This window comes from Paracoccus haeundaensis (assembly GCF_006239215.1).
Taxonomy (GTDB): Bacteria; Pseudomonadota; Alphaproteobacteria; order Rhodobacterales; family Rhodobacteraceae; genus Paracoccus; species Paracoccus marcusii.
The window spans coordinates 1-23,576 of the sequence record NZ_VDDC01000015.1 but is presented as its reverse complement, the minus strand read 5'-3'; the positions used below and the strand labels follow the sequence as shown (position 1 = coordinate 23,576).

The 23,576-nt window shown below is 63.4% G+C and carries 27 protein-coding genes and 1 tRNA gene; 10 read left to right on the top strand and 18 right to left on the bottom strand.

The window, feature by feature from the left end; all coding sequences use genetic code 11:
• Positions 1-38 precede the first annotated feature (38 nt).
• Together FHD67_RS09590 and pepN are read right to left on the bottom strand one after the other, a co-directional pair.
• Complete coding sequence (locus FHD67_RS09590; protein ID WP_240542399.1) at positions 39-950, bottom strand: 1-acyl-sn-glycerol-3-phosphate acyltransferase; 912 nt, start codon at positions 948-950, stop codon at positions 39-41.
• Between the two features lie 10 nt (positions 951-960).
• Positions 961-3,534, bottom strand: coding sequence for an aminopeptidase N (pepN, locus tag FHD67_RS09585; protein ID WP_139598570.1), 2,574 nt, complete (start codon positions 3,532-3,534; stop codon positions 961-963).
• A gap of 182 nt (positions 3,535-3,716) precedes the next feature.
• On the opposite strand from pepN, the gene FHD67_RS09580 reads away from it, so the two are divergent.
• The 5 genes from FHD67_RS09580 to FHD67_RS09560 all read left to right on the top strand — a co-directional run bounded on the left by FHD67_RS09580 (position 3,717) and on the right by FHD67_RS09560 (position 9,510).
• Entirely contained in the window at positions 3,717-4,367 is a 651-nt protein-coding gene (locus FHD67_RS09580; protein WP_139598569.1) for a hypothetical protein, read from the top strand.
• A 195-nt stretch (positions 4,368-4,562) separates the two neighbouring features.
• Positions 4,563-6,137, top strand: a complete 1,575-nt coding sequence (locus FHD67_RS09575) for a Re/Si-specific NAD(P)(+) transhydrogenase subunit alpha (RefSeq protein ID WP_139598568.1) — start codon at positions 4,563-4,565, stop codon at positions 6,135-6,137.
• Positions 6,138-6,149: 12 nt separating this feature from the next.
• A complete protein-coding gene (locus FHD67_RS09570) occupies positions 6,150-7,592 on the top strand; it encodes an NAD(P)(+) transhydrogenase (Re/Si-specific) subunit beta (RefSeq protein WP_045980869.1) in 1,443 nt (480 codons plus the stop codon).
• Positions 7,593-7,715: 123 nt separating this feature from the next.
• Positions 7,716-9,020, top strand: a complete 1,305-nt coding sequence (locus FHD67_RS09565; RefSeq protein ID WP_045999217.1) for a DUF3422 family protein — start codon at positions 7,716-7,718, stop codon at positions 9,018-9,020.
• A 145-nt stretch (positions 9,021-9,165) separates the two neighbouring features.
• Positions 9,166-9,510, top strand: a complete 345-nt coding sequence (locus tag FHD67_RS09560) for an arsenate reductase family protein (protein ID WP_246071275.1) — start codon at positions 9,166-9,168, stop codon at positions 9,508-9,510.
• A 38-nt stretch (positions 9,511-9,548) separates the two neighbouring features.
• Here the strand turns inward: FHD67_RS09560 and FHD67_RS09555 are convergent, their stop codons facing one another.
• From FHD67_RS09555 to FHD67_RS09545, 3 genes are all read right to left on the bottom strand, one after another.
• Positions 9,549-9,980 (bottom strand): protein tyrosine phosphatase family protein, encoded by a 432-nt coding sequence (locus FHD67_RS09555; RefSeq protein ID WP_337960259.1) that lies wholly within the window; start codon positions 9,978-9,980, stop codon positions 9,549-9,551.
• A 66-nt stretch (positions 9,981-10,046) separates the two neighbouring features.
• A complete protein-coding gene (gene gph / locus FHD67_RS09550) occupies positions 10,047-10,724 on the bottom strand; it encodes a phosphoglycolate phosphatase (protein WP_176695093.1) in 678 nt (225 codons plus the stop codon).
• Positions 10,721-11,275 carry a thioredoxin family protein gene (locus tag FHD67_RS09545; protein ID WP_139598567.1) on the bottom strand — a complete coding sequence of 185 codons (555 nt, stop codon included), beginning with the start codon at positions 11,273-11,275 and terminating at the stop codon, positions 10,721-10,723. The genes gph and FHD67_RS09545 overlap by 4 nt, the downstream gene beginning before the upstream one ends.
• A gap of 222 nt (positions 11,276-11,497) precedes the next feature.
• Here FHD67_RS09545 and FHD67_RS20420 point away from each other — a divergent pair, with 222 nt between their 5' ends.
• The 3 genes from FHD67_RS20420 to grxD all read left to right on the top strand — a co-directional run bounded on the left by FHD67_RS20420 (position 11,498) and on the right by grxD (position 12,423).
• Entirely contained in the window at positions 11,498-11,665 is a 168-nt protein-coding gene (locus tag FHD67_RS20420) for a hypothetical protein (RefSeq protein ID WP_176695092.1), read from the top strand.
• A 119-nt stretch (positions 11,666-11,784) separates the two neighbouring features.
• Positions 11,785-12,027, top strand: a complete 243-nt coding sequence (locus tag FHD67_RS09540; RefSeq protein WP_045999221.1) for a BolA/IbaG family iron-sulfur metabolism protein — start codon at positions 11,785-11,787, stop codon at positions 12,025-12,027.
• Positions 12,028-12,060: 33 nt separating this feature from the next.
• Positions 12,061-12,423, top strand: a complete 363-nt coding sequence (gene grxD, locus FHD67_RS09535; protein WP_045999222.1) for a Grx4 family monothiol glutaredoxin — start codon at positions 12,061-12,063, stop codon at positions 12,421-12,423.
• 35 nt (positions 12,424-12,458) lie between these two features.
• Here the strand turns inward: grxD and FHD67_RS09530 are convergent, their stop codons facing one another.
• The 4 genes from FHD67_RS09530 to FHD67_RS09520 all read right to left on the bottom strand — a co-directional run bounded on the left by FHD67_RS09530 (position 12,459) and on the right by FHD67_RS09520 (position 14,303).
• Positions 12,459-13,118 carry a hypothetical protein gene (locus tag FHD67_RS09530; protein ID WP_045999223.1) on the bottom strand — a complete coding sequence of 220 codons (660 nt, stop codon included), beginning with the start codon at positions 13,116-13,118 and terminating at the stop codon, positions 12,459-12,461.
• A gap of 10 nt (positions 13,119-13,128) precedes the next feature.
• Positions 13,129-13,560 carry an ElaB/YgaM/YqjD family protein gene (locus tag FHD67_RS09525; protein ID WP_045999224.1) on the bottom strand — a complete coding sequence of 144 codons (432 nt, stop codon included), beginning with the start codon at positions 13,558-13,560 and terminating at the stop codon, positions 13,129-13,131.
• A gap of 112 nt (positions 13,561-13,672) precedes the next feature.
• Positions 13,673-13,815 (bottom strand) — tRNA-Leu (locus FHD67_RS20415).
• Positions 13,816-14,087: 272 nt separating this feature from the next.
• The gene (locus tag FHD67_RS09520) at positions 14,088-14,303 is read right to left on the bottom strand and encodes a hypothetical protein (protein WP_139598566.1); all 216 of its coding nucleotides are present in this window, start codon (positions 14,301-14,303) and stop codon (positions 14,088-14,090) included.
• Between the two features lie 208 nt (positions 14,304-14,511).
• Between FHD67_RS09520 and FHD67_RS09515 the strand changes: the two genes are divergently transcribed.
• The gene (locus tag FHD67_RS09515) at positions 14,512-15,600 is read left to right on the top strand and encodes a hypothetical protein (RefSeq protein WP_218062294.1); all 1,089 of its coding nucleotides are present in this window, start codon (positions 14,512-14,514) and stop codon (positions 15,598-15,600) included.
• A gap of 109 nt (positions 15,601-15,709) precedes the next feature.
• Here the strand turns inward: FHD67_RS09515 and FHD67_RS09510 are convergent, their stop codons facing one another.
• The 4 genes from FHD67_RS09510 to FHD67_RS09495 all read right to left on the bottom strand — a co-directional run bounded on the left by FHD67_RS09510 (position 15,710) and on the right by FHD67_RS09495 (position 17,670).
• Positions 15,710-16,087, bottom strand: coding sequence for a hypothetical protein (locus FHD67_RS09510; protein ID WP_139598564.1), 378 nt, complete (start codon positions 16,085-16,087; stop codon positions 15,710-15,712).
• A 2-nt stretch (positions 16,088-16,089) separates the two neighbouring features.
• Positions 16,090-16,656 carry an N-acetylmuramoyl-L-alanine amidase gene (locus tag FHD67_RS09505; RefSeq protein ID WP_139598563.1) on the bottom strand — a complete coding sequence of 189 codons (567 nt, stop codon included), beginning with the start codon at positions 16,654-16,656 and terminating at the stop codon, positions 16,090-16,092.
• A 164-nt stretch (positions 16,657-16,820) separates the two neighbouring features.
• Positions 16,821-17,204: a hypothetical protein gene (locus tag FHD67_RS09500; protein ID WP_139598562.1), complete on the bottom strand. Its 384-nt coding sequence runs from the start codon at positions 17,202-17,204 to the stop codon at positions 16,821-16,823.
• A 130-nt stretch (positions 17,205-17,334) separates the two neighbouring features.
• Positions 17,335-17,670, bottom strand: a complete 336-nt coding sequence (locus FHD67_RS09495; protein WP_139598561.1) for a hypothetical protein — start codon at positions 17,668-17,670, stop codon at positions 17,335-17,337.
• Between the two features lie 140 nt (positions 17,671-17,810).
• Between FHD67_RS09495 and FHD67_RS09490 the strand changes: the two genes are divergently transcribed.
• Positions 17,811-18,239, top strand: coding sequence for a VOC family protein (locus tag FHD67_RS09490; RefSeq protein ID WP_139598560.1), 429 nt, complete (start codon positions 17,811-17,813; stop codon positions 18,237-18,239).
• Here the strand turns inward: FHD67_RS09490 and FHD67_RS09485 are convergent.
• The 5 genes from FHD67_RS09485 to FHD67_RS09465 are packed head-to-tail and all read right to left on the bottom strand — an operon-like array spanning position 18,236 to position 22,183.
• Positions 18,236-18,931: a DUF4055 domain-containing protein gene (locus FHD67_RS09485; RefSeq protein ID WP_139598559.1), complete on the bottom strand. Its 696-nt coding sequence runs from the start codon at positions 18,929-18,931 to the stop codon at positions 18,236-18,238. The two genes, FHD67_RS09490 and FHD67_RS09485, sit on opposite strands and share 4 nt — an antisense overlap.
• Before the next feature lie 48 nt (positions 18,932-18,979).
• Positions 18,980-19,600: a hypothetical protein gene (locus tag FHD67_RS09480; RefSeq protein ID WP_139598558.1), complete on the bottom strand. Its 621-nt coding sequence runs from the start codon at positions 19,598-19,600 to the stop codon at positions 18,980-18,982.
• Between the two features lie 3 nt (positions 19,601-19,603).
• A complete protein-coding gene (gene terL, locus FHD67_RS09475) occupies positions 19,604-21,067 on the bottom strand; it encodes a phage terminase large subunit (RefSeq protein WP_139598557.1) in 1,464 nt (487 codons plus the stop codon).
• Positions 21,036-21,545: a DUF2280 domain-containing protein gene (locus FHD67_RS09470; RefSeq protein WP_139598556.1), complete on the bottom strand. Its 510-nt coding sequence runs from the start codon at positions 21,543-21,545 to the stop codon at positions 21,036-21,038. The genes terL and FHD67_RS09470 overlap by 32 nt, the downstream gene beginning before the upstream one ends.
• A gap of 14 nt (positions 21,546-21,559) precedes the next feature.
• Positions 21,560-22,183, bottom strand: coding sequence for a putative metallopeptidase (locus tag FHD67_RS09465; RefSeq protein WP_218062293.1), 624 nt, complete (start codon positions 22,181-22,183; stop codon positions 21,560-21,562).
• Positions 22,184-23,576 lie beyond the last annotated feature (1,393 nt).

The window sequence follows — 23,576 nt, the reverse complement described above, 5'->3', positions numbered from 1 at the left end:
GTCCGGGGGGCTGGCCCCCCGGCCGTCGCGGGACGCAATCAGCCGCCGACGGGGCGCCGTGCTCCGGTCAGGCGGGCGACGCCGCGGCTGCGGGTCAGGCGGATCGCGGTGCTGCCCGGCGTGGGCAGCGAAAGGACGGCCTGCCGCAGCGCCAGGATCGCCTCGTCGCTGCTGCGCGGCAGGTCCGCTGGCATGATCGGTGCGCCGATGGTCACGCGATAGGGTTGGCCGGTCTTGTTCAGCACCTCGTTGAACAGCGTCACGTCGCGCAGCGTCGGATGGATCTTGTCGAACAAGTAGAAAAGCGCCGAATTGCGCGCCCGGATGCGCAGCGGGATCACCGGCAGATCGAACTTGCGGGCGATCATTGCGGCGCTTGCCATCCAAGGACGCTCGTTCAGGGTCAGGCCGGTGCGCTTGGCAAGGCGGCCCGACGGAAAGATCAGGCCGATCCGGCCCGCCGCAATCGCGTCGCGGGTATAGTCCATCGTCGCGCGGGTCTTGGCGTGGCTGCGCTTTTCGACCCGCCATTCGACCGGGGCGATCATGTCGATCATCTGCGGCAGCACGCGGATCATGTCGTGGTTGGCATAGATGAACACGTCGTCGCGCAGCTGCGAGATCACCGCATTCAGGAAGATCCCGTCCGCGATGCCGGTGGGATGGTTGGCAACGATCAGGGCGGGGCCGGTGGCGGGGATATGCTCCAACCCTTCGACCTGCAGATCGCGGACGATCAGGTCGCTCATCCGACGGAAGATCTCGGCCGGGGGCAGGTCGCGAAACTCGGCGCCCAGATCGACAGTGCGGGGATAGCGCAGAAGATGCATCATCGCCCACCGCGCCACGCGGTCGCGGGGGCGGCCCGAAAACAGCCAAGGCGCCCGCTCCGCGATCAGCGGGTCCAGGCGCGCCTGCATCTCGGCCCGGGCCTCCTCATGCTTGCCCATCGCGTCCCCCTCAGCGTCCCGCAGCGATCATGCGCGAGACCATCTCGCGTGTATTGCGGCTCAAACCCGCGAGAGATGCGATCCGTTCCAATGCATTGCGCGCGTGATCGCGGCGCGCGGCGTCATAGCGGGGCCATGTCTCGAACGCGGTGGACATGCGCGCGGCGATCTGGGGATTGACCGCATCCATGCGCATCAGCCAATCCGCCGTGAACGCATAGCCCGACCCGTCGGCCGCGTGAAAGCCCGCATGGTTCGCCGCCAGACCGCCCAGCAGCGCGCGAAAGCGGTTGGGGTTCTTCCAGTCGAAATCGGGGCGCGCGGCCAGCCGTTCCGCGAAGGCGACGGCGTCAGACGGGGGCGCGGCCATGACCTGGATGCCGAACCATTTGTCCATGACCAGCCGGTTGTCGGCGAACTCGTCGTGCAGCATCCGCAACGCACTGTCGCCGCGGCCAAGGCGCAGCAGCACGGCAAGTGCGGCCATGCGTTCGGTCATGTTGCCCGCGATGCCGAACAGCACCTCGGCCCGGTCGCCGCCGTCGATCCGCCCCAACAACCCCAGCGCCGCGATGCGCAGCGACCGGCGCGCAGCCGCGTCCGCATCGGGGGAATAGGCGCCCGGCACGGTCATCGTGTCGTACAGTTCTGCCAGCAGATCCTGATGCGCCATGGCAATGCGGCGGGCCAGCCCCGCACGCGCCTGGTGGATCGCATCGGGGTCGGGCGTGGTGCCGGTGGCGGCCAGACGGGTCGCGATCTCCTCCTCGCCGGGCAGGTTCAGGCACAACGCACGGAATGCCGGATCGGCCTCGGCATCGCCGGCCAGCGCGCCGATCGCGGTGATGTAGTCGTCGCCCGCATCCGCTCCGCGCGCCAGCTGGGTCAAGGCGGACAGCGCCAGTTCGCGCCCCGCCTCCCACCGGGCAAAGGGGTCGGTGTCATGGGCCAGCAGGAAGGCCCGCGTCGCATCGTCCATCTGCCGCTGCAGCATCACGGGGGCCGAGAACCCGCGCAGGACCGACGCGACGGGCCGTGCACCCAGACCCTCGAAGCTGAAGCTTTGCCGATCCTCGGTCATCTCCAGGACGCGGGTCGGCGCGACCTCGTCGCCGTTCGGGCCGATCAGGCCGACCGCGATCGGAATGACGCGGGCCAGCTTGTCGGGTTGACCGGGAGTGGGCGGCGTCTGCTGCGTGAAGTCCAGCGTCAGCGTGCCGTCCTGCCAGGTTTCCTGCAGGGTCAGAACAGGGGTCCCGGCGTCGGTGTACCAGCGCTTGAACTGGGCAAGGTCACGGCCGGTGGCATCCTCGAAGACCTTCAGCCAATCCTCGATGGTGGCGGCATCGCCGTCGTGGCGGTCGAAATACAGGTCCAGCGCGCGGGCATAGCCGTCGTCACCGACCAGCCGCTTCAGCATGCCGATGACCTCTGCGCCTTTCTCATAGACCGTCGCGGTATAAAAGTTGTTGATCTCCTCGTACCGGTCGGGACGCGGGGGATGGGCCAGCGGACCCTGATCCTCGCGGAACTGCCGCGCGCGCAGGGTCTGCACATCCTCGATCCGCTTGACCGCGGCCGAGCGCAGGTCGCTGGTGAACTGCTGGTCGCGAAAGACCGTCAGCCCTTCCTTGAGACACAGCTGGAACCAGTCGCGGCAGGTGATGCGGTTGCCGGTCCAGTTGTGGAAATACTCATGCGCGATCACCGCCTCGATCCGCTCATAGTCGCCATCGGTCGCGGTATCCGGAGAGGCCAGCACCAGTTTCGAGTTGAAGATGTTCAACCCCTTGTTTTCCATGGCGCCCATGTTGAAATCGTCGACCGCGACGATGTTGAACACATCCAGGTCATATTCGCGGCCATAGACGTCCTCGTCCCAGCGCATCGACTTGATCAGGCTCTCCATCGCAAAGCCCGCGCGGTCCTGATCGCCGGGACGGACCCAGACGTTCAGATCGACCGCGCGCCCCGACCGGGTGGTAAAGCTGTCGCTGACCGCCACCAGATTGCCCGCCACCAGCGCGAACAGATAGGCAGGCTTGGGCCAGGGGTCATTCCATTCCGCGACGCCGTCCTGGGCGCGCACGGGGTTGCCGTTCGACAGCAGCACCGGCAGGTCGCTGCGCAGCGTCACGCGGAACGTGGTCATCACGTCCGGGCGGTCGGGATAGAAGGTGATGTGGCGAAACCCCTCGGCCTCGCACTGGGTGCAGAAGATGCCGCCCGACAGATACAGCCCCTCGAAGGCGGTGTTGTCCTGCGGGTCGATGCGCACATCGGTCGCCAGCGTGAAGGGCACGCGGGGCAGGGCGGCGGCGCGGATGGTCAGCGTCTCGTCGTCGCGAAGGACGTGGGCCGGGTCCACGGTCAGCCCGTCGATGCGCAGCGACTGCAACCGCAGCCCCGCGCCGCCATCCAGCACCAGATCGACCGGCAGGTCCGACGGCTCCAGGTCCAGTTCGGTCAGAACGACCGTGTCGCGGGGGGCCAGGGTCACGTCCAGCCGGGTCTGTGACAGGGTGAACGGCCAAGGACGGTAATCGGCAAGGTGCTGGACAGGCTGCGGTTTCTCGACGGACATGGTCAGCGGCCTTTCGTAAAAATGCGGCCGCAAGCGGAACCCCGGCCTTTAGTCGGTGTTAATCGCCTGAACGCCGGCTCGCAAGGCGTGGCGTCGGGCGTTGGCGGTTGACAGCCGAACGGTCACACGCCACAGCTTCGCGACCTAACCCGGTCAAAATACAGTCTGAATCGGAGACCTGCATGAGCTATGATCCCAACGATCCGAACCGCGTGAAACCCGGCACCACCCCCAAGGAAACCTATGTCGAGCCCGTGGAGCGCAAGTCGTCTGCGCTGCCGCTGATCATCGGTGTCCTGCTGGCGTTGGCGCTGGCCTATTTCGTGCTGCAGCGTTTCATGGCTGATGACACGACCGTCGTCGAAGGTGACACCACCACGGTGACGACCACCGAGCCCGCCCCCGAGACGACCACGGCCCCCGCCGTCGTCGAAGAACCCGAAGTCGATGCCGCGGCGTCCGAGGCCGAAGCCGCTGCCGACAACGCGGCAGCCGAAGCAGAGGCCGCAGCCGAGAGCGCGTCAGAGGCCGCCGATGACGCCGCCGCCGGTGCCGCCGATGCAGCCGACGACGCCGCCGATGCCGCCGGCGCCGCTGCCGACAGCGCGGTCGAAGCCGCAGGCAACGCAGCCGACGCAGCCGGCACCGCGATCGACAACGCCGTTGACGGTGCAGGCGAGGCCGCATCGAACGCAGCGGATGCCGCAGCAGATGCAGCCGACAGCGCGGCTGACGCCGTTGACGACGCCGTCAGCGTCGAAGAGCCCGCGACCACCCCTGCGCCTGCGACCACCGCGCCGGCGACCACCACGACGCCGGCTCCGGCGAACTGATCCGACCGGTCAGGTCATAGAACGGCCCGGATGCATCCGCATCCGGGCCGTTTTCACATGCGCTGGACCAGTTGTTCCCAAGCCGCCGCAGTTGTCTTTCCGAGCCGGTCGCGACAGCGCAGCCTTGTGAAACAATATTTCGCGATGCTATGACGTTTGCGACGAAAGATCACCAGACCGGGGGGCATCAGAGCCATGAAGATTGGCGCAACGAGGGAAAGCTTCGAGGGCGAGGCGCGGGTGGCGATCACGCCATCCACCGCCGCGCATCTGGGCAAGCTGGGACATGACGTATTCGTGGAAAGCGGCGCGGGCGCGCGCGCGGGTTTCGCTGACGACGACTATCGCGGTGCCGGCGTGACGGTCTGCCAGACCGCGGCAGAGCTGATCGATGCGGTGGACGTGGTGGCCAAGGTGCGCCAGCCGACCACGGCCGAGATCGGCCAGATGAAGGCGGGGCAGACGCTGATCTCGTTCTTCTATCCGGCGCAGAACGCCGAACTGCTGGCGCAGGCCAAGGACCAGGGCATCACCGCGATCGCCATGGACATGGTGCCGCGCATCAGCCGCGCGCAGAAGATGGACGCGCTGTCGTCGATGGCCAACATCGCGGGCTATCGCGCCGTCATCGAGGCGGCGAACAACTTCGGCCGCTTCTTCACCGGACAGGTGACGGCGGCAGGCAAGGTCCCGCCGGCCAAGGTGCTGGTCGTTGGGGCAGGGGTCGCAGGTCTTGCGGCCATCGGCACCTCGGTCAGCCTTGGCGCGCAGGTCCATGCCTTTGACGTGCGCCCCGAAGTGGCCGAACAGATCGAATCGATGGGTGCCGAGTTCGTCTATCTGGAGTTCGACGCGCCCGCGCAGGACGGCGCCGCCACGGGCGGCTATGCCGCGCCGTCGAGCCCCGAGTTCCGCGAGAAGCAGCTGGCCCGGTTCCGCGAGCTGGCACCCCAGATGGACATCGTCATCACCACGGCGCTGATCCCCGGCCGCGACGCGCCCAAGCTGTGGACCGCCGACATGGTGGCCATGATGAAGCAGGGCAGCGTCATCATCGATCTGGCGGCTGAAAAGGGCGGCAACTGCGAACTGACCGTGCCGGATGAACGCATCGTCACCGACAACGGCGTGGTCATCGTCGGCTATACCGACTTTCCGTCGCGCATGGGCGCGCAGGCCTCCGAGCTGTACGGCAACAACATCCGCCATTTCGTGGCCGACCTGACGCCCAAGAAGGATGGCGTCATCGTCCACAACATGGAAGACGACGTCATCCGCGGCGCGACGGTCGTGCATGATCATGACGTGACCTGGCCGCCCCCGCCGCCCAAGGTCGCCGCCATCGCGGCGCAGAAGCCCAAGGAGAAGAAGAAGGAGCTGACCCCCGACGAACGCCGCGCCGCCGACGCCGCGGCCTTCAAGGCCGAGACCGCCAGCCAGATCAAGCTTCTGCTGGGCGGTGGCCTGGTCGTGCTGCTGATCGGGCTGATCGCGCCCGCCAGCTTCATGTCGCATTTCATCGTCTTCGTGCTGGCCTGTTTCGTGGGCTTCCGGGTGATCTGGAACGTGGCGCATTCGCTGCACACGCCGCTGATGGCCATCACGAACGCGATCAGTTCGATCATCATCCTGGGCGCGCTGATGCAGATCGGGTCGGGATCGGCCTGGGTCGTGATCCTGGGCGCGCTGGCCGTGCTGATGGCATCGGTCAACATCTTTGGTGGCTTCATGGTCACCCGGCGCATGCTTGCCATGTTCCAGAAGTCGTAAGGGGTCGGGACAATGGAATACGGATTCACCACTGCGGCCTATGTGGTCGCCTCGGTCCTGTTCATCCTGTCGCTTGGCGGGCTATCGGGACAGGAAAGCGCCAAGCGCGCGATCTGGTACGGCATCGTCGGCATGGGCCTTGCGGTCGTGGCGACGCTGTTCGGGCCGGGCGCGGGCAACTGGCTGCTGTCGCTGATCATGATCGCCATCGGCGGCACCGGCGGCTGGCTGGTCGCCAAGCGCGTGCAGATGACCGAGATGCCTCAGTTGGTCGCGGCGATGCATTCGCTGGTCGGTCTGGCCGCGGTCTTTGTCGGCTTCAACGCCCAGATCGAGCTGTCGCGCGTCCTGCGCCTGCGTGCCGAAGGGTTCGAGGCTGAACTGACCGGTTTTGCGGCCCTGCTGGCCCACAAGACCGCCCCCGAGATCGCCATGCTGAAGATCGAGGTCTTCCTGGGCATCTTCATCGGCGCGGTGACCTTCACCGGGTCGGTCGTGGCCTTCGGCAAGCTGGCGGGCCGCGTCGACGGCAAGCCCAAGAAGCTGCCGGGCGGCCACATGCTGAACGCGGGTGCGCTGGCGCTGTCGCTGCTGATCGGGGTGCTGTATTTCACCGGCGTCGGTCCGGCGGTGTTCTGGCTGATCCTGGTGACGCTGCTGGCGTTCTTCATCGGCTATCACCTGATCATGGGCATCGGCGGCGCGGACATGCCGGTCGTGGTGTCGATGCTGAACAGCTATTCCGGTTGGGCGGCGGCGATGATCGGCTTTACCCTGTCGAACGATCTGCTGATCGTGACGGGCGCGCTGGTCGGATCGTCGGGTGCGATCCTGTCCTACATCATGTGCAAGGCGATGAACCGGAACTTCGTCAGCGTGATCCTGGGCGGTTTCGGCGGAGAGACCGGCCCCGCAGCCGAGATCGAGGGCGAGCAGATCGCCATCGATGCGGACGGCGTGGCATCCGCGCTGAACGAGGCGGACAGCGTCGTGATCGTGCCCGGCTATGGCATGGCCGTGGCGCAGGCGCAGGGTGCGGTCAGCGAACTGACGCGCAAGCTGCGCGCGGCGGGCAAGACGGTGCGTTTTGCCATCCACCCCGTCGCGGGGCGTCTGCCGGGCCACATGAACGTGCTGCTGGCCGAGGCCAAGGTCCCCTATGACATCGTGCTGGAGATGGACGAGATCAACGAGGATTTCCCCTCGACCGACGTCGTCATCATCATCGGGTCCAATGATATCGTGAACCCCGCGGCCCAAGACGATCCGAACAGCCCCATCGCCGGCATGCCCGTGCTGGAGGTGTGGCGCGCCAAGCAGGTCTTCGTGTCCAAGCGCGGGCAGGGCACCGGCTATAGCGGCATCGAGAACCCGCTGTTCTTCAAGGAGAACACCCGGATGTTCTATGGCGACGCCAAGGACAGCATCAACAAGCTGCTGCCCATGATCGACTGATCCGGCGCAATCGTGCCACGGACGCCCGCCGGTTCACAGCCGGCGGGCGTTCCCACTTGTGCCGCCTGTCGCGGTGGTCTTGAAATGGGGCAGGGGCCGTTGCCCCGTCTTCAGGAGCGGCAGATGAACCCGGCCACCGAACATCCCCTGCGCTATGCGCTGGTCAACGAACTGCATGCCCGGCCCTCGCCGCGGATCACCGCGCCGGCGACCGCGGTCTTCGTGGCGTTCAAGGAACCGCGCGACGCCGCCAACCGCGACCGGGCACAGGATCTGGCGCATCTGGGCGAACTGGTCAGCCGCCATGGCGGTCCACGCCCCGATCCCGATGACAGCCACTATCAGGGCCAACTAGGCCGTCACGAACTGAAATGGGAGAGCCACACCGAATTCGTGACCTATATGGCGATGACGCCGGGTCTTCCGATCCGTCCGTTCGATCCATCGGCGGCGGCGATCTTTCCCGACGCCTGGCAGCACGCCGCGCCGGGCAAGCGCGTCGCGGCGGTGATGATCCAGGTCGACTTGCTGCCCGATGACCCGGCCGAGGCGCTGGCCCGCATCGATGGCTGGTTCGCGCGCGACAGCCTGGCCGCGATCTGGGTGCTGGACGAGACCGCGATGGTCGCGGGTGATTTCCGCATCGACGCGGACGGCTGGATGCGGTTCGCGATCTTCGTGCGGCCCGGCACGTCGGATGGCCGCATCGGGCGCCTGGTGCATCGCCTGGTCGAGCTGGAGACCTATCGCGCCATGTCGATGCTGGGCCTTGGGCGCGCGCGCGGTCTGGGCAACCGCCTGAACGAGCTGGAGCCGCGCCTGACCGCAATCCTGGAATCGATGACCGACGACGCGCAGCCCGCCGAACAGCTGCTGCATGACCTGCTGGCGGTCTCGACCCAGCTGGAGGCGCAGGCCGTCCTGCATTCCTTCCGGTTCGGCGCCAACAGCGCCTATGAGGCGATCGTGCATGACCGGATTGCCGCCCTGCGGGAGACGCGGTTCCTGGACCGCCAGATGCTGACCGAATTCATGCGCAGGCGGTACCAGCCGGCCATGCGCACGGCGAAATCGGCGGAACGGCGGCTGGCCACGATGCTTGAACGCACAGCCCGCGCGGCCGAGCTGCTGCGCACGCGTGTCGATGTGGAACGCAGCGCCCAGAACCAGAAGATCATGCACCGCATGGACCGCCGCGCCGACATGCAGCTGCGGCTGCAGCACACGGTCGAGGGGCTGTCGGTCGTCGCCATCAGCTATTACGCGGTGGGCCTGCTGAGCTATGCGCTGGCGCCGCTGGCGGGGCGCGCGGGGCTGGACAAGACGCTGGTCGTCGCCGTGCTGACGCCCCTGACGGTGCTGGGCGTCTGGTGGGCGATGCGCCGGGTGCGCGCGCAGTTCCACGACCCTGGCAGCGACGATTTGTGACTTGTGGCACCTGCTGCGGGGGGCGATACATCGGGCCTGACCCATGAAGGACCACGACCGATGCGCCTGACCCTTGCCCTGCTGGCGACCCTGACCCTGACTGCCTGCGGCGTGCCCTTCGTTCCCCTGATCTGACGAGGTATCCATGTCCAAGACGCTGACGATGTACGGCCTTGCCCATTGTTCGACCTGCCAGAAGGCGCAGGCCGACCTGCAGGACAACGGATGGACGGTACAGTTTCGCGATGTCCAGAAGGAGCCGCTGTCCGCGGAGGAACGCGCGGCCCTTGTCGCGCAGTTCGGTGACAAGATCATCAACCGCGCCAGCCTGACATGGCGCGGCATGTCCGACGACGAGCGCGCGGCCGATCCGGTCGCCATGATGGGCGAAAAGCCGAGCGTGATGAAGCGCCCGGCGATTCGCGCCGATGATCTTTCCGGACTCGGATGGACAGCAAATGTCAAGCGGTCATTTGGCGTACCTGCCTGACGGCACGGGGCAGGGCAGGGGGCATTGCCCTGCCCGGTCTACCCCTTGCGGCTGGCCAGCGAGGCGATCAGCGGCCGCACGCCGCTGAGGTCGTACCCGGCGGCGTCGGCCGTCTTCAGGATCTCATCCTCGGGCATGCGCCCGGCCTGCGTCAGAGCCCAGAGGACCGTGCTGCGGTTGCCGGACCGACAATATGCGATCACCGGCCCCTGTCCCACGGTCGCCGTCCCGAAATCCGCGATCAGCTGCGGCGTGATCTGGCCCGGGTGGAACGGCAGGTAGTGATAGCGCATTCCGGCAGCCTCTGCCGCCTGTGCCATCGCATCATGATCAATCTCGGCCTCAACCTCCTCGTCGGGGCGGTTGTTGACCAGGACCTTGAACCCCGCATCGGCCAAGGCGGGGACATCCTCGGGCAAGATCTGCGGAGAGACGGCAAGGTTGGGGCTGATTTGGCGCAGATCCATCATGGGGCCTTTCGTGCACGGGTCCGCCCCGAAGTGGCGTCTTTCGTCGCGGGTTGTCAAGGCGGCTGCCTAGAGCGCCATCGCCTGATCCACCAGGCCCGGCAGATCGTCAAAGCGATCGAAGGCCGCGTGATGCGGCAGATCGGCGATGGGCGTCATGCGATAGCCGCCCGAATAGATCAGGAACGGCACCGGCACCGCCGCCGCGCAATTCGCGTCAAATTCACTGTCACCGACATAGAGCGCACGTGGTGCATTCCCCTCCACGCCCAGCATCTGCAGGGCCAGGCGCAAGGGCGCGGGGTCGGGCTTGCGCTGCGGCAGGCTGTCCCCTCCGACAACGACAGGGAACAGACGATCCAGCGCGAAATGCTGCAACACGCTGCGCGTCGGGCCCATCGGCTTGTTGGTGCAGATGCCCAGGGGATGACCCGCATCGGCCAGGCGTCCCACAGCCTCGATCACGCCCGGAAACAGGCGCGTCAGGGCCGTGGCATCATGATAGCGCGCCATGAAGGCCGCGATCAGCGCGGGCCGATGCACCGGCTCGATACCGCAGGCGGCGATGATCCGGGTCCACAGCAGTTCGACACCGCCACCGATGAAGCTGCGCACCCGCGCCAGGGGCAGCGGTGCGATCTGATATTGGCGCAGGACCGCGCTCACGCAGGCGTGGATGTCGGGCGCGCTGTCGATCAGCGTGCCGTCCAAGTCGAATATGATCGGGCAGGGTCTGTCCATGGTCATGCGGCCTTCCATTTGATCGAGCATCCCATCGATGCGACCTGATCGCGCGGACCTTGCCCGGTTTCCGCGATCTGCACCATGGCCAGATAAAGGTCGCGGCGGGCGTCCGTCGCCGCCGCCGTGCGGGCCGAGGCATCCAGTCGACCGCGATACTGCAACCGACCGTCGGCGGAATAGCCAAAAAAGTCCGGCGTGCATTCGGCGCCATAGACCCGTGCGACCGACTGATCCGCATCATACAGGTAGGGAAAGCGAAAACCGTTTCGCTGCGCCAAGTCCTTCATAAGCGCCGGGCTGTCCTCCGGATAGGCCGCGACGTCGTTCGAAGATATGGCGACGACACCGATACCGTGGTCCATCAGCGTATGCGCATCGCGGACGATGCGGTCCAGGATCGACCTGACATAGGGGCAATGGTTGCAGATGAACATCACCAGCGTCCCGCGCGATCCGGCGACCTGCGGAAGCGTCACGACGCTTCCGTCCGTATCGCGCAGCGCAAAGTCGTGCCAAGGCGCATCGAAATCGCAGACGGGTGGCGATACGGCCATGTGATCCTCCGATCCATTTTCCGGAACCTTGAAAGATGCGTGCCATAGGGACAAGTGGTGAAAAGGTTGAAAGGCTAACCAGAAAGACTTTTATGGTACATAATACAGATTATCATCAAAACGCGTCCCCCTGCTTTCGACCGCCTTTCTACGGCAATCCCGGAACCTGTGACCCTTGGTTTGCGTCTGTTTGACAGAACCTGACATCAAAGGACATTCATCATGAAATATGTGGCTGTGGGTCTGTGCGGCGCGATGCTGGCGCTTTCTGCATGCGGGACGACGGTTGGCGAGCGCGCTGCGACCGGCGGTCTTGGCGGTGCGGCCGTGGCGGGTCCGGCCGGCGCGGTTGTCGGCGGAACCGTGGGTGCGGTCAGCGCAACGCAGTAAACCTTGATAAGATTAATCGTGGCGGCCGCGTTTCTCTGGAACGCGGCCGTTTTCGTGCCGGTCTTGCAGCCCTTGCCGGCATCCCCTACATCATGTGTGACAAAGACAAGGATCCGCCCATGGCCATGGAAGCGCATGATATCGAGGCCCTTCTGCGGGTCTCTTTTCCCCAGGCAAAGATCACGATCACTGATCTGGCCGGTGATGGAAACCACTATGCCGCCGAAGTTATCGACGAAAGCTTTCGCGGGCTGAACCGCGTGCAGCAACAGCGCGCCGTCTATGCCGCCCTTCAGGGCAAGATGGACGGCCCCGCCGGAGAGTTGCATGCGCTTGCCCTGACCACCAAGGCGCCAGACTGACGCGCCCCCTGCCCCATTACAAGGATTGCCGATATGAGCGACGCGAACACGCGCATCCAAGACATGATCGACCGCAACGATGTGGTCCTGTTCATGAAAGGCACGCCCGAGATGCCCCAATGCGGTTTTTCGAGCAGAGTTGCCGGCGTTCTGAACTATATGGGCGTGCCTTACGAGGGCGTGAACGTATTGTCGGACGCTGACATCCGCCAAGGGATCAAGGATTTCTCCGACTGGCCCACCATTCCCCAGCTTTACGTCAAGGGTGAGTTCGTGGGTGGCTGCGACATCATCACCGAGATGACATTGTCAGGAGAGCTTGATCAGCTGTTGGAAAAAAAGGGCGTAGCGTTCGACAAGGACGCAGCCAACAAAATCCGCGAGGCAAATGCCTGATCTGGAACAAAAAAAGGGCGCCGAGGCGCCCTTTTTCACATCATGTCGTCGGGATCGTAATCCATCCTGTCGTGTCGACGTTCCTGCATTGCTGCAGCTAACGTGACGCCCACAGCGAACGCACCAACCAGTTTGGTCATCGTTCCAGCATTGCTGTCGGTCGCTTGGCGTAACTGATGCGCGCCGTTTTGAAACGACTGCTTTGCAGCAGTAACGTTGGATGACGTCAGACCAGCAGCGCGGGCGGTACTGCGGACGCTGCCAAACAGCTTTTCCTCGGCATCCGAAGCAAGCTTCGTCGCGCGAGAGCCAGCCTGATCCATCAGCGAATGTGCCTTCGCTTCGGCCAGTTCGACAATTCGCGTCGCTTCCGCCCGCGCACGAGTCGCCGCTGCATCGGTCGCCAACGAAACCCGAGCTTCGACTTCACGTTTCAGATCATCGGTTGTCGGCATGGTGTGCTTGCGCTTTGCCGACATGGCCAGAAGGATGATCATCAGCAGGATCAACCCTCCGCCAATGGTCAACGACGCCAAGGTTGAGCCCCAATTTAGATCGTTGGCAAGCCACGACCACAGCGCAGCTGTCAAGAACCCGCCAGCCATCAGTCCGACCATTCCGGCGACGGCCTTCATGGCCGTGCGCCGGACCGTGTCGCCGACAGCTTCCTGAACGCGTCGGGCGAAATCGAACATATGCCCGACCTCAGCGACGCGAGATCAGCAGACCGACCAGGAAGCCGACACCGGCCGCGATACCCAAAGCCTGCGCCGGGTTGCGGCGAACCATCTCGGACACTTCGTCATAACGCTCTTCGGCGTAATGAGCGACTTCGGTCGCCTTCTGCTGGCCTGCTTCGTACAGGCGCTCTGCCTCCAGACGCGCGCGGTCGGCATATTCCTGACCGGTCTCGAGGGCGCGATCGGCATAGTGCTTGCCCGTTTCGACGGCATCATCGGCCAGTGCGGCGCCACGCTCTTTCAGGCGTGCCGCACCCGAGTTGTCGGACAGTTCGCGCGCGGTGTCACGGACGTCGTCCGCGATCTTGCGGGCACCATCCTTCAGGTCGCCGTGGGCTTCGTTCGCAGCCGAACGGGCGTCGCGTTTGATGTCATCAGCAGTGGGGTTATGTGCCATGGTAATGTCCTTTCATCGGCGTCTTGTCACCGTCGATGGACAAACCGTCACAGGGTCTGGATTGTTCCCGCACTGCAGCAAAATCTTTGCCAGTGTTGAACGCGAAAGGGCGTGGTAGGGGCGGCCGGACTCGAACCGGCACTCATTGCTGAACCGGACTTTGAATCCGAACACAAGATATTGTGTTCACTGCAAATGGTGTTGAGAGTTCAGGCGGACGTATCCGGAACAGGGCATGAATGTTGCGACCCCCCTGCCCCACGTTTCTAGCGGTCATCCGGCCAGCCATGAGGCTTGTGGCCCCACTTGTCGGACGCTCGGTCCGTACCTCCTCCAGCGCCTCGGGTATCAAATCCGAATAGCCGTTCTTTGAGGGCATCGTGATGACCGACCATGCCCATTACTAACGAACGAGCGGCTGCTCTGCTGGTTGTCTACCATGACCCGGCCGACCACCAGGCTGTCCCGGAGAACGACCCAATCGCTGGCATCGGCCTCGAAAGTGATCTTGCGAGTCCAGTGCGCACTCATTCCGGTTCTCTCGACCGAAGGACGCGGCTGCCGAACTGAAGGAGGAGCCTATCCCGCGGCGAGTAATCGGCCAACGCGTCCCATGCCGCAAGCATGGCGCTCAGGTGCCCGGCCGCCAGGAAATACCGATCACCCTGCCGCTCCTCGCACCAGATAATGTAAAGGGCCCGGTTCTCCGGGAAGATCGGCTCGTGGATTCGATGGCGGGGCATGGCTGTCTCCTTCTGTACAACTGGAACAAAAGGAGAACGTAACGCAAGCCTTGGTGACGTCTCAGGTCGGCGGGCGATCTTGTCGATTATAGATGAAAAATTCCCCGCCTTGTTTCACGGTGCCGGTGCCGGTTCTGATCGCATTGTTGACCGATACCTCTTGGAAGGGTCTAAATTACCGATGAAACGAAGGAATTTAGGATTGTAGTTGTCTATGGAAACGGTTGTTGAGTTGAGTGCTGCGTCCGATGGCGCAAGTCTAATCATTCACTTTACAGGAGGTATACATGCTTGGAAAATCGGCACAAATTTGTGGGACATCGGTCCAATAAGTGAAGGAGGGGTTCCCGTTTCTAAGGGATCATTTAGCACTGAAGAACTTCAAAAGTTTGCAGGTGAAAAAGGTTTGCATGCAATTGCATTTGAAGATTGCGTTATGTCTAGTGGCGTATATTACTTAGTAATGCGGGAAATCACAAAAAAGAACGAAAATCATCTTTTTGCGTCTGCTAATGAATGGAGGAACATTGAGTCCAACATAACTCAAGCGAGACTCGATGATTACCTCACGGAGCACGCTAAAACGGGTCGTGATGAATTAGATCAAGTGTTGGATGCGAAGACGTCAATCGAAGCAGTTACTGGTTATATTAGCGACAGTTTGCGATCTCTAGATATCAGTGTATCTGCTATATCCGATCATTATTATGAACAGCTTTCTCTTGGCATCCGAGAGGGATATGACAAGGATCAGCGGTTCGAGACAGCAGGAAATATAGCGATGTACGCGCATGTACACGCATTTTTTCTGCAGATCGGTGCAGCAAGAGACTATTTGGCGAAGTTAATATCTATACGAACGGGTTTCGGTGAATCTAAAGATGCCATAAACCGACTGGTCGACTGCCTTTGTGTTGACAGATTGCCAAACGACGCGATACTAAATTACTTAGTGACCAACGGAAATATCGTTAATAAAGCTGACACCAGGCGTATGATCCAAGCAGGCTGGCTAGAAGAAGTTGGAGAGATAAGAAACCAATTTGTGCATAAGCGCCCGTACGGTTCACTTGCATGCGGAAAAAACGGATTTATTGATTCAACTGATCATACCCTCGGACTGCATAGGTATTCGCGCCTAGCTTCTTTACCGAATGGAGAGAATCGAGATATTTTAGATGTGGTCGCCTATCACTACGAGCAGTGCAATCAATTTTTTATTGATATTGCCAAGCTAACAAACATGAGGCGTGAAATAAGAACCATTACAGATAAGGGCATTATAAATATTAGGTGAAATTTGTTTCGATATATAAATTCAGTAATTTTCATAGAAAAAGTGCTCCGTTTTGAAGCTGTTCCGATGAGGAGATGGCGGACGAACTGCGCCGCCACCCCGGCCGTCATCAGCGGGGCTGCTGCGCACGCAGTACCGGCACCTTGTTCAGCGCAGTGGTCAGGGCATCGGCCTCCACGACTGCCTCGACAGCCTGCTTCTTGTTCCAGACCGCCTGCGTCTTGCCGAGCATCCGCTCGATGCCGGACCACAGCAGGCCCGCGACAGTGATTACCGCATAGATCGTCTCCGCCGTGATATCGATCGGCATCGGAAACGGCAGGCCCAGCATGAGCGCGGCTGCGGCGACGAGGGCAACACAGGCGACGATGAAGGAGCGGTTGGTGAATGCTAGCGACCAGCGTTTGTCCGGACCGGCAAGGCGGTTCGCCTGCTCGATCAGCGCCGACAGGTCACGCAGGGTCTTGAAGAGCATCAGCGGGTTCATGGTCATTTCACTCCAAAGTAGGCCAGCGCGGCAGCAGCCAGCGCGGCCAGGATGTAGATCGGGCCCTTGCCGGGGCCGGTTGCAACTCGGGTAGATGAAGACGGCAGTGGCTTCACGGGGATGCTGTCCACGACAGGCGGCCGGGCGTTTGCCGCGGCCCACCAGCTGCGGACGTCGAAGCCAGGGCACTGGGTCGGGGCCAGATCGCGGTGGCCGACGACCTGGGCGCCGGGGTGTTTGGCCAGCAACTCGCGGACCAGCCTCACCGTCGCGGCCTTCTGCGCCTCGGTCCTGTTGTCGACGCCTACATTGGGCCCGGTCGCCCGCTCGATGCCGCCGATGCAGCAGATGCCCAGGCTGCCCGTGTTGTGGCCCGCGACGTGCGCGCCGACGGTGGTATCCGCCCTGCCCTTCTCGACGGCGTCGCTGCGCCGGATCACGTAGTGATAGCCGACGTCGTTGAACCCGCGCGCGAGGTGCATCTTGCGGATGTCGGCCACGCCGTAATCCTGGTCGGGATAGGTCGCGCTGTAGTGCAGCACGATGAACTTGATCGGGAATTGCGGCATGGCTGCCTCCTCGTGGGTGTGGACATGAAAAAGCCCCGCACGGTGGCGGGGCGGGGTTGGATTCGCGCGGCGGCGGGCTAAGGTCGCGTCAGCCGCTCCAAGCTAATTCTTTGCCGATCGGTCAGGCGGTCTCTGTCAGCGCACAACAGAGACCGCCGATAGGGTCACCGCCAAGGCAGCAGCCGGATTTTCGCAGGGTGCAGCCAAGCACGCCACAGTGGCCAATGATGTCGCTCATCCTCCGGGATCAGCAACTGGCGGCATTTCAAGGCGCAGAAGAACGACGCCATCTTTATTAGGCCAAAGACGATGTTGATCAGCCGCCCGCGGGTCGCGTCGGTCCACTGCTCGGCGAAGCGTGCGCCGGTGCCACCCTGTGCGTCGCCGCCGGTGGCCTTCTTGATGTAGATCTTGCCTTCTTCCGAGCCGGACCAGTCCTTGACGTAGCTGCCGAGCGGCATGGGGCCCATGTCGGTGTCGACCTGCGCCTTGAAGTGGCCGTCTTCCTCGACCAGCTTCAACGCGCCCTTGGACTTCAGCAGGGCCATCGCGCCGGGCTTGAAGGCCGGATCGACGCCCGCCTCGTCCAGCGCCCTTCGACAGGCCGTCGTCTATCGACAGCTTGTTGACCGCGCCGGTCAGGGTGTTGATGCGCTCATCCTTCTTCGCCAGGTCGGCCTAGTGCTTGCGCTCCAGCTGCTGGCGGATCTGGGCGACCTGCTCGTCGGTCTTGGCGGGGGCCTTGCCCTCCGCCTGCGCCTGCAGCGCCTCGTAGGCATCGGCGTCAAAGTCGTCGGGCAGACCTTCCAGGCGCGTCCGCGCTGCGGTCAGGTCCGACTGCAGGGTGCGGTTGGTCTGCTTCTGGCGCTCGTGCGCCGTCTTCAGATTGACCACCGTGGGGTGCACGTCGATGCCGTCGAGGTCGAGGACGAACCTGCCGTCGATCTCCTTGTACTCGGCGCGCAGGGCTTCCGGAACGTCGTCCAAGTTGTCGAGAACGGTCTTCAGAGCCATCGGTTCACTCCTTGTGATGAAGCCTGCCTCGCAGGCATGAATTTGCCGCCGGCGCCCAGGACGCCGGCTGCGGGGATTCTCCGATTGATCGGATAAGGTCGGAGCCTCATGCTCTCGGTCATGGGTAGGAGGACCAAGCCATGGAAACGGACCAGCTGCATCGCGGGCGCCTGATCGATCATCTTCATCTGATCGTTGAGGATCTGCCGAAGTGCCTCGAGTTCTACCAATCCGTACTCGGTGCCCTGAACATCCCGATGGGCGACATCGCGGACGACCATTTCTGGGCCGATGAACTGTTCGTATCATCGAAAGACAGTCACGCCGCGCTAGGTCAGCTGACCGGGCGACATCACTTGGCATTCCAAGGGGATAGCACCGACGCCGTCGAAGCTTTCTACAGGGCCGGCTTGGCCGCGGGAGGAACCGACAACGGCGCGCCGGGAAACAGACCCTATCATCCCGGCTACTATGCGGCCTTCCTGATCGATCCTGCAGGAAACAATATCGAGGCTGTTTACCATGGCCCCTCATACCGAAGCGCTGCCTCCGTCGAGGTCAAGTTCTAGAGCAGGGCCACATCAACCAGATCTGCTCTGCTCTCGAGGTTTGACAGCTTCGTCTCGTCGTCGGCCGTTCGCTCTACGCTTGCCAATTCTTCGCGCTGTAAATTCTCATAAAGGGTCTGGTAGCTGATCGCGCCAGCCTGCCAGATCCGGACGAGTGCCTCGGCTTGCTCAGGCGTCATGCCCGCGTCCACGAAGGACAGGTTCGGCTTGACCACGACCTTTCCGGGGTCTGCGCCGATCATCACCGCGATGTGCCGCAGGGCCTTCTCCAGCCCTTGGGCGCTGGTCAGGGCGACAGAGGTCAGTGTCGCGGTTTGCGCCGCATAGCGGATGCGCAGCGCGTCGCCGCTCTCCGCCGACCGCTTCTCGCTGTCGAAGAGGCGCGCCCCGGCCGAGGCGGCGTTCTCGCGCTCGTCCAGGATCGCAGTTCGATGCGCTTCGATGCCCGTGCCGCACGGCCCGACATACTTGGCATCAGGTGCGTGATCTTCCCGGCTGGCAGTGAGGCTGATGACGACCCCGGCGCCGACGGCTGCAGGCGCGTCGCCGTTGATGATGACCAGCGTCTCCTGACCTGTCATGTACAGCTGGTGCCGATAGTCCGCGTCCAGCTGATACATGGCCATCGCGGCGCGGGCGACACCGATCAGCGGCCGCTCCTGCGGGGATACCGACAGATCCTGCGGGCCCATGACCACCAGCGGAATGGCCTTGAGGGCCGCCCCACCCCGCGCGGTCGGCTACACAGGCTCGCCCTCCTGCTCCTCGCCGTCGTACTTCTCGACCGAGTAGCGGCCTTCATCGAGCCGCAGCACCCGGTATGCCTTGTGCTGCTTCCACGAGAAGCCATCCCGGGACAGTCCGCTCTCGTCCAGCACGAAGAAGTCGCGGGACAGCGACAGCGACCAGTTGATCAGCGCCTCGGTGGTGTATCCCGCCAGCCAGGGCAGGTCTGAGCCTTCCGATGCGGCATCGGCCAGCAGCCCGTACCGCCCGGTCAGCAGCAGCTCGGCCGTAATCCGGCGGTGCAGGGCCTCCAACGGCAGACCATCGGCAGTGGCGCGCTCCCACAGCCCTTGCATGGCAGGTGGCATGTCGATCTGCACCTCGGTGCGGTGGATGACACCGATCATGCCGCGGATCGTCGGCGCCAGGATCTCCGAGAACTGGGCCCGCGTCTGGTAGGCCTCGAACATCTTGGCACCACCGTCCTCCTGAACGCGGAAGCCGGAGGGCATCGGCAGGTACCGCTCGCCTGCGGCCTTCACCGCTGTCTCGCCGCGCGCGCAGTCGCGCATGAGGGCCCATTCGTCTACACGGTCGAGATAGTCCGGGTGCTTGGTGCTGACGGTGCCTGTCATCGCTCAGTACATCCCTACCATCGTCGTCGTTCTGGTCTCGGTCGGCTTCGGTGCCGTCGTCAGTTCGGTGAAGGCGCGGCTGGCCGCGTCGACCTGGTCTTTCCATTTGCCCATCGGGAACACCGCGACCTCATCGAGGAAGGCATCATTCCAAGGCCCTTCCAGTAGGAACACGTTGCCTGCCTCGGCCTGTGCAGCGAGGGGCAGGGCACGCGTCTCCTTGTCCCCGCTCTCCGGGCTAAAGTGGTAGTCGAAGCCGGTCAGGACATGGCGCATGATGTGCTGCGCCTGCGCCTTGCCAGCCTGTCCGGGGTCCTGCGGGTAAGAGCCGCGGACGGCGCCATACGTGGCCCAATCCTGCTCAGCCGTCGCCTTCATCAGCCGCTCGACGCCCATGGGCCCCAGCTGCTCCCGTGTCGAATCCACGATGATGAACCGCCCGTCCGGCGCCCGTGCGATCAGCACGCCGGCAGTGGCCGCCGCTTCCTTGTCCTCGGTTGCCGCCAGGTCCCATCCCCGAACGAACCGGCATCCCGCAGGCAGCGCTTTGACGGGGGTGAACCAGCTCTTCTTGAACAGACCCCCGCCCCGCGGCACGGGCCGCTGCTGCAACTGACCCGCAGTCGCATAGCTGCCGAGGGTCCGCTCCAGCTCCGCGACCTGCGGTTCCGGGAAGCGGTCCGGGAACAGCAACTCGCCCTCGGTCGTGCGCGGATCGGTGAACCCGATCGAGGTCCGGCAGCGCCGTTCGGCCTCGAAGCGCATCGGCAGGCAGAGATGCGTGTACGGCAGAGCCTTCGACAGGATCAGCCCCGAGGTGTCGCGCTCGTGCAGGCGCTGCATGATGACCACGATGGCGGATCGGTCGTTGTTGATCCGGGTCGGCAGGGTTTCGAGAAACGCCAGTTCGGCGTCTAGAAGCTCGGCCTCGCTGTTTGCCGCATGCGCGCTCAGCGGATCGTCCAGGATCACCCGGTCACCGCGCGCGCCCGTCATGCTGGTGAAGGCCATCGCCTCGCGGAAGCCGGTGGCGGTGTTCTCGAACTTGGTCTTGCGGTTCTCATCCGCCGTCATGGCAACAGGCCAGCGGTTCTTGTACCACTGACTCTCGATCAGGCGGCGGCACTTGAGGTTGTCGCGCACCGCGAGGTTCTGCAGGTGGCTGGTACCGCGGAAGCGATGCTGCGGCAGCCCTGCGGGCCCCCATTCCCACGCGGGCCAGATCACCCCGGCCAGAAGCGACTTCATGGTGCCTGGCGGCACGTTCATCAGCAACCGGGTGATCTTGCCGCGGGTGACGGCCTCCAAGTGCGCGCAGATGGTGTCCAGCGCCCAGCCCCATTTGAGCGGGGTGGCAGGCTCCAGCACATGCCAGGCGCGCTTGGCGAAGTCTGCCAGCGACCGATGGCACAGTTCGCGCTCGATCGCGATCCGGTCACCCGGTGTCAGGTGAAGGCGTGTCGTCATCAAACGCCCCCAGCAACTCCCGCAAGGCCCCCGTACTCAGCTTCCCCGCGTCGATGGTGACAGGCGGGGCAAGATCCTTGCCGTCCTTGCCGGTCACCTCGCGCCGATTGGTAAACGCCCCGCCCATTTCCTTGGCGGCCTGCTCCAGCAGGGACGATGCCAGGACCATGTTGCCCTGCGCTTCGGCCTTCTCGGCCATGCGCTGCAGCGCCCGGAGGCGCACGGCGCGGTGGCTGATGCCGATCTTGCTGGTGTCCTCCAGAAAGGCGACCCGGGTTTCCTCGAAGATGGCGCACCACTTCGGCGCCAGGTCCTTGCCCGCGCGCTTGGTCGGGTCGTAGGTCTCGATCGACTGGCGAGTAACGGTGATCCCGAACTCGTCCTGGACCGCTTTCACGACGGTTGACGGGCCATCGAAGCAGGCGAGAGACTGGACGATGAAGGTCCGGATCTCAGTGTTCAGCTTGGCGCCTGCCATTGCTCAGTCCCCACTCACGCCCGCAGGCATGTCCCGCAGCATTGTGCGATGCTGGTAGCTGCGATCTCCGGCCCGGCCTCCGCGGCTTCGATCAGCTCCCGAATCCCTGCAGCATCCGCGCCATACCGGCGCACCACGCCGATGAACTCCTCGAAGTCGTGTCCGCGCATTGCAAAGACAGGCCGTCCGGTCTGCCGGTTGAACTTCGGCGCGCCGTACTCGTCCCGGTCCTGGGCGCAATGGTATAGCTCGTGCTCTATGAGCGCGCAGGCCTCGGCGTCGGAAGCCTGAAGCCACCAGCTGGCGTCGATGGTGATGATGAAGTCCGGGACCATCCCGAACCATTCCGTGACCTGCAGCGTGGCCTTGGCGCGGCCCCATTTACCCATCGCGCCTTGCGGGGCGCCCGGCTCGGCCGTGCCGATCACCATGCGACCCTTCTTGGCGTTGGGCACGTTGGTCCAGAGGAAGCCGATTGAGGCTGAGCGCAGATGCTCGTGATCCGGGTTCCGCAGCGGCGCGGCGTCGTCGATGAACGAAGCCGAGGCCCATTCGGCAAGGTCAGGTGCGGGGCCGAACCATGCCTCAACGCCTTCGGCTTGATCCGCAGGGGGCATGGGCCGCTTAGGTGCGTCCATCCCGGCCCCCATCGTCCGCCTCGCCCGTGCCATCGCAGCTCGGACAGGTCCGCGCGCCCTCGACGAACCAGAAGCACGGCAGGTCGCGTCTGGACGGATAGGGCGCAGCCTTCACCGCGCCCTTGCCCTGACATTTCTTGCAGACGGTCATGCTGGCCTCGTTGATTTCGGAGGGGGTCCGCACGGCGAGGGGCCGGGACCACGCCCTCCCCGCCCGGGAGGACCAAGGCGGATACCATTAAAAAGGTCCGCCAACCAAAGCTGACGAGCCGACTATCAATCTTGCAAGATGCCTACGTTACTAGAGGTTCAGTATGGCGCTTTCACATTGCATTCCGTGCAATGGAACTCGGGGTTCGCAGGTCCACTGACCCGAACCGTGTTAAATCCCTCTGGGGCATCTTCAATCCTAGTGCTCTGGTCGCGCATAAAAGCCCATCCGTCCTCTTGCGACAGTTTTGCCGCAGACGTCTTCCCACACTGTGGACAGACGATTCTAACCGTAAATCGATCTCTTGCTGTCATGTCGCAGCCCCTGTTGGTTGACACCTAAAGAACCTAGGCGAAGCTTGTGACCAAGCAAGAAGTCCGAATAAAAAAAGCGCCTCGGATTTCTCCGGGCGCAATACGTCTAACTGCAGCAATGCAAGTTTTTAGCGCGCACTGCAAGAGCTTTCTTCATTTCGGCCCGCCGATCCGTGCGAAAACGTCCTGCCGCGCCTTAGTCCGCGAAGTGGATCGGTGGCGCCTTATGGGTCTCTCTGCATGTCCAGCTTTGGTCATACCCACGCACCACGTAGTTCGGCAGGTCGCGATGGTGCGGGCTCGGCGCTTGGCATTAAGGCACGTTACGGCTGCGGTTGGCGATTGATGCTTGGGCAATAGCGTCAGAAAGCTGATCCCAGACCTTCGCGTTGTCCGGCGATGGCACCAGCTTCGTGGGGCTCTTCCAGAAGCCTCTGAGGTGTGGATCGTAGATGACATACTGCATGATGGAGGTCGGCATTGTGATGAGACATGCCAATCCCCGGCTGCACCAAACGGTTCCCGACTTAAAATTAGCAGCCCACAGATGCGGGACTGCCAATTTCTGCTACATGACGAACATGCATATAGGCTGCTAGTTTGGACCTCTCCGTGGGACTTTTCGGTTAGTTGCTGCGCATGCATTGTCGCATAATTCGCATTGCCCCCCTGCCCTGATATTTACCTAAGCCGCAATCAAAGCTGCCCTATCTTAGTGACTTTCACCGAACCGTCGTAAGCTCTCTGTAAGGTTGCCCTGCCACTGCCGACCTGAAAATTCAGGGCGGCTTGGCGGATGACGGGACAGACGGTTTGGCTTGGGATCGGGTTTCTGGGGCAGGCGCTGTTCAGCGCCCGTTTCGTCATC